Origin of the sequence: Candidatus Darwinibacter acetoxidans, from assembly GCF_041936445.1 — a bacterium.
Classification (GTDB): domain Bacteria; phylum Bacillota; class Limnochordia; order Darwinibacteriales; family Darwinibacteriaceae; genus DTU010.
The window spans coordinates 1-9,617 of sequence record NZ_JBHGXH010000202.1 but is presented as its reverse complement, the minus strand read 5'-3'; the positions used below and the strand labels follow the sequence as shown (position 1 = coordinate 9,617).

The 9,617-nt window shown below is 55.1% G+C and carries 5 protein-coding genes, 1 pseudogene and 1 CRISPR repeat array; all 6 genes and pseudogenes read left to right on the top strand.

The window, feature by feature from the left end; all coding sequences use genetic code 11:
- Nucleotides 1–51 precede the first annotated feature (51 nt).
- A CRISPR array of direct repeats spans nt 52–1,540; the repeat unit is 30 nt; unit sequence GTTTCAATTCCTCATAGGTAGGCTGGAAAC.
- A 447-nt stretch (nt 1,541–1,987) separates the two neighbouring features.
- Nucleotides 1,988–2,542: a GNAT family N-acetyltransferase gene (locus ACE4YL_RS07810; RefSeq protein ID WP_461369463.1), complete on the top strand. Its 555-nt coding sequence runs from the start codon at nt 1,988–1,990 to the stop codon at nt 2,540–2,542.
- A 337-nt stretch (nt 2,543–2,879) separates the two neighbouring features.
- Nucleotides 2,880–4,511, top strand: a complete 1,632-nt coding sequence (hcp, locus tag ACE4YL_RS07805; RefSeq protein WP_461369462.1) for a hydroxylamine reductase — start codon at nt 2,880–2,882, stop codon at nt 4,509–4,511.
- 233 nt (nt 4,512–4,744) lie between these two features.
- Nucleotides 4,745–6,502, top strand: a complete 1,758-nt coding sequence (locus ACE4YL_RS07800; RefSeq protein ID WP_461369461.1) for a sigma 54-interacting transcriptional regulator — start codon at nt 4,745–4,747, stop codon at nt 6,500–6,502.
- Between the two features lie 160 nt (nt 6,503–6,662).
- Complete coding sequence (locus tag ACE4YL_RS07795) at nt 6,663–8,018, top strand: L-cysteine desulfidase family protein (RefSeq protein WP_461369460.1); 1,356 nt, start codon at nt 6,663–6,665, stop codon at nt 8,016–8,018.
- Nucleotides 7,993–9,354 carry a Sapep family Mn(2+)-dependent dipeptidase gene (locus tag ACE4YL_RS07790; RefSeq protein WP_461369459.1) on the top strand — a complete coding sequence of 454 codons (1,362 nt, stop codon included), beginning with the start codon at nt 7,993–7,995 and terminating at the stop codon, nt 9,352–9,354. Before ACE4YL_RS07795 ends, ACE4YL_RS07790 begins: the two co-directional genes overlap by 26 nt.
- 62 nt (nt 9,355–9,416) lie before the next feature.
- Nucleotides 9,417–9,617, top strand: a pseudogene (locus ACE4YL_RS07785) (hypothetical protein); the annotation flags it as partial.

The following is a 9,617-nucleotide window of genomic DNA, read 5'->3' as shown; positions in this document are numbered from 1 at the left end:
AGGTAGGCTGGAAACTATTTGATAACGTTTGTCTAAGACTCTCTTTGAGTTGTTTCAATTCCTCATAGGTAGGCTGGAAACTAGAGGACGCCCACAAGCTCCTCCACCGTCCACTTTGTTTCAATTCCTCATAGGTAGGCTGGAAACTGTATCGTCCCAAAATAAGCCCTGGTGAATAATGTGCGTTTCAATTCCTCATAGGTAGGCTGGAAACCCGCAATGTCCTTTGCTCCTTGCTCGGCGGCATGGGGTTTCAATTCCTCATAGGTAGGCTGGAAACGGATTCTGCCGCGCTTTCCTGGCCCGGTCTATCGCAGTTTCAATTCCTCATAGGTAGGCTGGAAACGCTATAGCTGAGGTTATAGCGGATTTCTTCGAAGAGGTTTCAATTCCTCATAGGTAGGCTGGAAACGGGGCGGCTCGGGAGCAAGGAAAGAGTTGAGCAAAAGTTTCAATTCCTCATAGGTAGGCTGGAAACCCGGCGTGCTCTACCATGAGATAGCTCATTTGCTCGTTTCAATTCCTCATAGGTAGGCTGGAAACCGATTCACTCCGTCTACTCGGGCTTTAATGCCGCGTTTCAATTCCTCATAGGTAGGCTGGAAACCAACCACAGCCGGGGCTTTTTATTCCTTTTTCAAGCGTTTCAATTCCTCATAGGTAGGCTGGAAACGATTAGCTTGGTTTTAGCTTTGACTTTATTTATTTCCTGTTTCAATTCCTCATAGGTAGGCTGGAAACCCCCGTGTGCCGTTCGCTCCAAAGTAAGTGTCGTCTGTTTCAATTCCTCATAGGTAGGCTGGAAACTTTATCGGCAAAAACCGGGATTTTAAGGCCTGGCTGGGTTTCAATTCCTCATAGGTAGGCTGGAAACTTGATGAACCGCCGGGTGCGCGGGCTTTCTTACCGTGTTTCAATTCCTCATAGGTAGGCTGGAAACGGGCGCTGGAGCAAGAGCGAGAGCAGCAAATACAGGTTTCAATTCCTCATAGGTAGGCTGGAAACCCGGAAAAGCGGGAAGAAGATACGGAGTATGCTTTTACGTTTCAATTCCTCATAGGTAGGCTGGAAACCCCTGGAGTCGAAAAGGTTTGCGGAACTGAAAAAGTTAGTTTCAATTCCTCATAGGTAGGCTGGAAACCCGGATTGACGCCACCACCATGCCGGTGACCACGCCCAGGTTTCAATTCCTCATAGGTAGGCTGGAAACCGTATTCCCCCAGGTCGGCCAGGTGCCGCCCGGCGAGTTTCAATTCCTCATAGGTAGGCTGGAAACGGAAAGGTTCAGCTTGTCATGTTCAAGAGAAGCCTGGTTTCAATTCCTCATAGGTAGGCTGGAAACCAAGGGTACTCAAAGGGACAAGCTGCAAAGCTACTAGTTTCAATTCCTCATAGGTAGGCTGGAAACAGCAAGAGGGATCAACAAGGTCATAGACGCAGCGAAGTTTCAATTCCTCATAGGTAGGCTGGAAACCGGGCTGCCATTGATAGTAATCCTCTGCGCCAAGAAGTTTCAATTCCTCATAGGTAGGCTGGAAACCCCCGTTAAGTGCTTGTGGTATAAGGATCTGTTAAATAGTGGTATGTCCAAATAATATCGTGCCTGTAGATTGTTTTTTTATATACCCAAGCGTGCAAGGTGGTGCCTGTCAAGGGTTTTTAGCTCCTGCATGCTAAATTTTAAAGTGTCGTCGATCTCCAGGAGTTTGTGCACTACCGAAGGTCGACGACATTTTTTTATCGACTGCTTGTACTTGCACAAGATTTTAATTCGATTTGCAGCGCTTAAGTCCTGCTTGAGGAGAATCCTCGGGGTGAGAGTAATATTAAGGACGATGGTTGTGCGTTGAGCGGTTTTAAGGAAAATCCTTTTTGAAGTGATGGCGCCTGCCGCAGGTTTATTTTAAAAAAGGGGAAGGGAAAATAGGAATTAGGTAAAGAATTAGCGGGAGGTTGGACTGTGCTTCCGACGATAGAAGCAAAGAGGATAAGCATCTGCAGCCTGGTGCCGGAAAACGAGGCTCGCATAAAAGAGGTGGCCCAGATACTGTGGGAGGGATTCGGAGAATTCTGGCCCGATGCCTACCCCACCTTGGAAAGCGCCATGCAGGAGGTGCGCGCTTCCCTGGAAGGGGGGAGGATCAGCCGGGTGGCGGTGACGCCGAGCGGTGAACTGAGGGGCTGGATCAGCGCGGCGCCGCAGTACAAGGGCCGCGTCTGGGAGCTGCATCCGCTGGTGGTGAAGAAGGAGTACCGGCGGCAGGGCATCGGCCGGGCGCTGGTGGAGGACCTGGTCCGGCAGGTTAAGGCGCGCGGGGGGCTGACCATCTGGCTGGGCACCGATGACAGCTGCAACATGACCAGCCTGAGCGGGGTGGACCTTTTCCCGGGGGTGCTGAATCACCTGGTAAACATCAAGAATTTGCATGAGCATCCCTTTGAGTTTTATCAGAAGGTGGGCTTTGAGATTATCGGGGTGATGCCCGATGCCAACGGCCCGGGGAAGCCCGATATTTTGATGGGGATGCCGGTAAGGCCCTAATGGATACGGCCTGGACCCCCTTTTTGAAATGCCTATTGATCGTCTGCCGGAGCAAATGGCCTTCAAGTATAGTTAATTATTTTCATTTGATAAACCGGCGAAGTTGGTAATATAATTTTAGCGCAGCGGAGAGGCACCAGGCGGCAGCTGGCTGCCGAAAAGCTGTTTGACGGCCGGACAAGCTGGTGCCTTTTTTAAAACCAATTCGCCAGGTATTTTGTGAAAATACCGGCTTCTTTGCCGCTTGCGGAAGCGCAGCCGCCGGCAGCATAGCCGGCAAAAGCAATTATGGCGCGCGGACAATTTGAACTTATGAAAGCAAAAAGGAGGATGAAAAATGGGCATGTTTTGTTTTCAATGCCAGGAAACGGCAAGGAACCAGGGCTGCACCGTTAGAGGCGTATGCGGGAAGACCGAAGAGGTGGCCAAGCTGCAGGATCTTCTCATCTATACGCTCAAGGGAATTGCGGACATTGTGGTCAAGGGAAAGGTCGATATCAGCACTCATGACCGGATGAATTATGAGGTTCTCAACAGCCTTTTCATGACCATCACCAATGCCAACTTTGACGACGGGCGTATTGAAAGTCAGATCAAAAAAATGATGGCCCTGCGGGATGAACTGAGGAATTCCGTGGCGGTGAAGGATTTGCACGATGCGGCGACCTTCGCGGTAGACTCCAGGGATTCCATGCTGGAGAAGGCTGCCGCCGTGGGCGTGCTGGCCACTGAAGACGAGGACATGCGTTCTCTTCGCGAGCTGATCACCTACGGGGTCAAGGGGATGGCGGCTTACGCCGAGCATGCGAAGAATATGGGCAAAGAGGACCTGGCCGTTAATGCCTTTATCTACGAGGCCCTGGCCGCAACCCTGGATGATTCGCTGACGGCGGACGATCTTGTGGCCCTGGCCATGAAAACGGGCGAACATGGCGTTAAAGTCATGGCCCTGCTGGACGAAGCGCACCGGTCCAGGTTTGGCGATCCCGAGATGACCGAGGTAAATATTGGTGTGCGCAAGAACCCGGCCATCCTCATTTCCGGGCACGACATGACTGATCTCGAGCAGCTGCTGGAGCAGACCAGGGGCACGGGGGTGGATGTTTATACCCACGGCGAGATGCTTCCCGCCCATTACTACCCCGCTTTCAAAAAATACGACCACCTTGTGGGCAACTACGGCAACTCCTGGTGGAGGCAGCTGGACGAATTTGTTCCCTTCCATGGTCCCATTCTCTTTACGACGAACTGCATTGTTCCTCCGCGAAGCGAAGAGGTAAAAAGCAGGATCTTTACCACGGGCTCGGCAGGCTATCCCGGCTGCCGGCATATTGAGGCCGATGCCAGCGGCAAAAAGGATTTTTCCGAGATTATCGCCCTGGCCAAGACCCTGCCCGCTCCCGAAGCCATCGAAAGCGGCAGCATTGTCGGCGGCTTTGCCCATAACCAGGTCATGGCCCTGGCGGGCAAGGTAATTGAAGCGGTCAAGTCCGGGGCCATCAGGAAGTTCTTTGTCATGGCCGGCTGCGACGGGCGCATGAAGTCGAGAGAGTACTACACCGAGTTTGCCCAGAAGCTCCCCCGGGACACGGTCATCCTGACGGCGGGCTGCGCCAAGTACAGGTACAACAAGCTGGACCTGGGAGACATCGGAGGAATCCCGCGGGTTCTTGACGCCGGGCAGTGCAATGACTCCTACTCCCTGGCGGTCATCGCCCTTAAGCTGAAAGAAGCCTTCGGCCTGGACGACCTCAACAAGCTGCCCCTTGCCTTCAATATTGCCTGGTACGAGCAGAAGGCGGTCATCGTTCTCCTGTCTCTGCTTTACCTGGGGGTGAAGAATATACACCTCGGCCCCACCCTCCCGGGCTTCCTTTCGCCCAACGTGGCCAGGGTCCTGGTGGACAGGTTTGGCCTGGCGAGCATCGGAACGGTGGACGGGGATATCGAGATGTTCATGGCCCAATAGGGACTAGCGGCTTAACCGTAGAAAATCCCGCCGGCCGGCTTTATCCGTGGCGGCGGGATTTTTTTATTCGTTGAGCGGCCGGGGCATGGCCTTGCGAGCCCGCGGCGGCGGCTTTGCATAAAGCTGGCGGTGATGTTAAGATGAAATAAAGATAAAGGGTCCCCTACTGCAGGCGGTTATGCCATTTTAATGTTGAACGCGCAAAAGTTACAGCAGGCAAGGGAGGGCCGGACATGCCGCTGCAAAAGATAGGGAGAAATATCCAGCAGATCGCCGAAGCCATTGCCGAGGCCATCGACGTGCATGTGACTGTTGTGGACCGGGACCTGGTGAGAGTAGCGGGAACGGGCCCCTATGAGCAGCTGGTGAAGGAGTTTATCCCCCGCAATTCCGCCTATGCCAAGGTGCTGGAGACGAAGGAGACCATCCTGATTGAAAATCCCGGCAAGGATGCCCACTGCACCGGCTGCGCCGTTAAGGATGAATGCCGGGAAACCTTTGAAATCTGCACTCCCATCATCTGGCAGGACGAAGTAATTGGCGTCATGGGCATATTTGCCTTCAACGAAGAGCAGAAGAAGATTATGGTCGCCAAGAAAAAGCATCACCTCAGGTTCCTCCAGAAGATGTCTGAGCTTATTGCCAGCAAATACGGCGAGGCCGTGCTCTTCGAAGAGCTCATCGTGAAGAATAAGGAGCTTTCCACCGTCATCCAGCATGTGAACCAGGGTGTTCTCTGTGTGGAACGTTCCGGGCGGATTAACCACATCAATGCCCTGGCCCTCCAGCTTCTGGGGCTGAACCTCAAAGAGGAGCAGGTCATAGGGCTGAACCTTCACCAATTCTGGCCCTCGGCCCTGATTCTTAAAGCGCTCAAGAAAGGGCGGGAGTATTTCAACCGCGAGGAGCATTACGTCCGCAGCAATTACCGGAGAGAACTCATCACCACGGTAAGGTTGATTAAGAAGGGCGACCGCGATACGGTGGCGGTGGCCACCCTCTCCGACATTGAAGAGATGCACAAGTCCAGCTTCAGGGCGAGGGAGAAGTCCGGCAACTTTACCTTCGATCATATCATCAGCAGAAGCCCCAAGATGCAGGATGTGATCAAGCGCGCCAAGGTGGTGGCCGGCTCCGACTCCACGGTTTTAATCGTGGGGGAAAGCGGCACCGGCAAAGAGCTCTTCGCCCGGGCCATACACAATGCCAGCAGCAGGGCCGATTATCCCTTTGTGGGGATCAATTGCAGCGCCATCCCCGAAGCCCTCCTGGAGAGCGAACTTTTTGGCTATGAACCGGGCGCCTTTACCGGGGCCAGCAAGAACGGGAAGCTGGGCAAGTTCGAGCTGGCCCACAAGGGCACCCTCTTCCTGGACGAGATCGGCGACATGCCCCTTTTCCTGCAAGCCAAGCTTTTAAGGGTCTTGCAGGAAAGGCAGGTTTTAAAACTGGGCGGCACCGTCCCCAAAGATATTGATGTGAGGATAATTGCCGCGACCAATAAAAACCTGGAAGAGCTCATCCGGGAAAAGATGTTCCGCGAAGATCTCTATTACCGCTTAAATGTAATTCCCCTGGAAATACCCCCGTTGCGGGAGCGGCCAGAAGACATCCCCGCCTTGATTGCCCACTTTTTAGAATATTACAACCAGAAGTTTGGCAAAAATGTGCGGGGCTTTTCCTACAAGGCCATGGAGTTCATTATGTCCTATTCCTGGCCGGGGAATGTGCGGGAGCTGGAAAACATCGTGGAATATGGCATCAACTTTGCAGAGGGGGATACGATTCACTTCAGCGAGATCCAGAGAAGGTTCAAGGCCTCTGCCGAGGGCAATGAGCGCATTAGCTTGAAGAATAGGGTCAGGGAGTTTGAGCGGCAGACAATAGCCGGCTACCTGGACAGGTACGGCTGGGACGAAGAGGGCAGGAACAAGGTGGCGAAGCTGCTGGGCATCAGCAGGTCAAGCCTCTATCGCAAGCTATCCCAATAATGACACGGGATGTCTCAAAGTTGGGATAGAGAGGAGGGGCCTGGCCGCAGCAAGCCTTTGCCGCCAAGCCGGAGACGCTTGCCTTTCTCTGGCATGCATCTTGCATCCTTCGGAAGAAGGAATGAAGATGACAGCTCTAGTCTAGAAGGAAGGATGCCCGATGCTGCCGGAAAAGTTACTTGAACTCCTCAGAGAAGAAGCAGCTCCGGTGGTGGGGTGCACCGAGCCTGTGGCCATAGCCCTGGCCGCAGCCCATGCCTACCATGTTGCTCCCGGCGATGTGAGCCGGCTGGAAGTCCTGGTCAGCCCCAATGTGTTCAAAAATGCCAAGGCGGTAGGCATACCGGGAACCAGCCATACCGGAGTGGATATGGCCGCTGCTCTTGGCGTCTCCATTTCGCCGCCGGCGCTTGACTTAAATATTTTTTCATCGGTGAAAGACGCGGATGTTAAAAAAGCGCTGGCCTTGCTGGAAAAGGGCCTGGTGCACGTTGACATAGACTACGATTTAACAGACAGCCTCTATATCGAGGTAAGGCTGGCCACCAGCAGCGGGGAAGCGGAAGCGATTATCCAGGGCCGGCATACGGACCTGGTTTATTTAAAGCATAACCATCGCCTCCTTGTGGACAAGCGCCCCGAGAAGAGGCCAGCGAACGGTCCTGCCCGGCTGCTGCGGCGGCACAGCATCTACGAATTGATAGACCTGGTCCTGGCCCTGGATCCGGAGTCCCTCTCCTTTCTCAAGGAGGGGGCGGAGATGAACCTGCGCATGGCCCGCGAGGGCATGGGCCTTAAAAACGGCCTGGGCGTGGGCTTAAATTGGAAGCAGTTATGCTCCCAGGGGCTGACAGGAAAGGATTTGTCGAACAAGATTGCGTATTATACCGCAGCAGCCTGTGATGCCAGGATGGCCGGAGTCCAGCTCCCGGTGCTGAGCATCGCCGGCAGCGGCAATCACGGGCTGGTGGCGACCATCCCCATAAGCCTGGCCGCCCGGGAACTGGGGTCCCCCCCAAGGCGGGAGGTACAGGCGCTGGCCATCAGCCAGCTGGTGACAAACTACATTAAAACTTACACGGGGCGGCTCTCTCCCATCTGCGGCTGCGGGGTGGCGGCGGGCGCCGGCAGCGGCGCCGGGCTGGTCTATCTTCTGCAAGGGAGCAAGGAGGAGATGGGAGGGGCGATAAAAAACATCATCTCTTCCCTGGCCGGGATGATCTGCGACGGCGGCAAGGTGGGCTGTGCGTTGAAGCTCTGCACCAGCGCCGCCACGGCCTGGCAGGGGGCGCTCCTGGCCAGGGCGGGCGTAACGGTACCGCCGGGGAACGGTTTTATCGCCGACAGCGTGGAAGAAAGCCTCCACAACCTGGGCCGGATCTGCAGGGAGGGGATGGCGGGGGTGGATAGAACCATCATCTCCATCCTGGAGCAGCACCGGCGGCTGGACCTACTGCCAAGGGAAAAGGAAGGAGAGGAGCAGCGGCAAAATGAACGTGGATGGGTACAAGGATAAGTTGTTTGCCTTCCTGGAAGCCAACGAGGAGAACATGATCGCTGACCTGAAGGAGTTTGTGCGCATCCCCAGCATCTCCACCGATCTGGAGCAGGTGCGGAGGGCGCTGGACTACGCCCTCAGCCTGGGGGAGAGAATGGGCTTCAGCAGCCGCGCCGTCCTGGACGGGCAGGTGGGCGTTATTGAGACAGGCGCGGGGCCGGAAACCCTGGGCATACTCTCCCACGTTGACGTGGTGTCACCTGGGGACCTGGAGACCTGGGATTCGCCTCCTTTTGAGCCGGTCATACGCGACGGCGCCATCTGGGGGCGGGGCACCCTGGATGACAAGGGGGCCATCATCGCCAGCCTTTACGCCATGAAAGCCGTGGCCGAGCTGGGGCAGCCCTGGCGCAAGAAGGTGCAGCTCATTCTCGGCACCCAGGAAGAGGTGGACTGGACGGACATGCGCGCCTACGTGAAAAGCTTCCCCCTGCCCGACTACGGCTTCACCCCCGACGGCGAATACCCCCTGTGCAACATCGAGAAGGGGATGATGGACGTTGAGATTGCCGTCCCCCTGGACAGCCCCGCCGGCGAGGGCCTCTTTCTATCAGCCATTGACGGGGGGAAGGCCACCAACGTGGTCCCCGACTACTGCCGGGCCCGCCTGCTCAAGAAGCCCGGGGATGAAGTGGTCACCATCGAAGCCAGGGGCAAGTCGGCCCATTCCTGCCAGCCGGAGAAGGGCGAAAACGCCATTATCAACCTCTGCCATCGCTTGAAGGAAGAGCCGCTGGCAGAGAACGCCCTTGCCCGCGTAGCCAAGGTCTTGAGGGAGAAGTTTGCCGACATTTACGGCCGTGAAATCGGCCTCTACAGCAAAGATGAGTACTACAACGGGGAATTCATCCACCGCAACACCATCGCGGTAACCATGATTACCACCGGCGACAACGAGGCCACGTTAAACTTCAATGTGCGTTTTGCCTACGGCACAACGGAGGAAGAGATCCTGGAGGCCTTCCGCGGCGTCGCCTCCGAGATGGGCGGCACCGTAAAATCCTACAAGGCCTTGCCCGCCGTCTACATCAGCAAAGACCGGCCCTTCATGCAGGCCTTTGCCCGGGCCTATGAGACTGTGACCGGGCTGAAAAATGAATTCACCCTCGCTTACGGCGGCTCTTACGCCAAGGCCATGAAAAACATTGTTTCCTGGGGACCAATTTTTCCCGGAGAGGAGGATACCTGCCATGAGGTAAACGAACACATGTCCCTGCGCAGCTTGATGCTCAACGCCAAGATTTTTGCCCTGGCCATTGCCGGCATAGCTCTATCGGAAAAGAGCTTCAAGTGACCTGAAACTGCAGAAGCACTATTTCGCATTATTTATTTCCTTTTAGAAAGGGCTGAAAGAAAGTGAATGAGACTTACGGAATTGTAAGCCTGGTGCCAATTGTGGTCATCATTGTCCTTGCTCTGGTAACTCGCAAGACCTTCGTCTCCATGCTGATGGGGGTCTTGGTCGGCTTCGCCATACTGGCCGCAGGTCATCCGGTAAAGCTCCTTAATCTTTTTCTGGATGGGCTCTATGCAGTGATGACCGACGCAGACACCGCC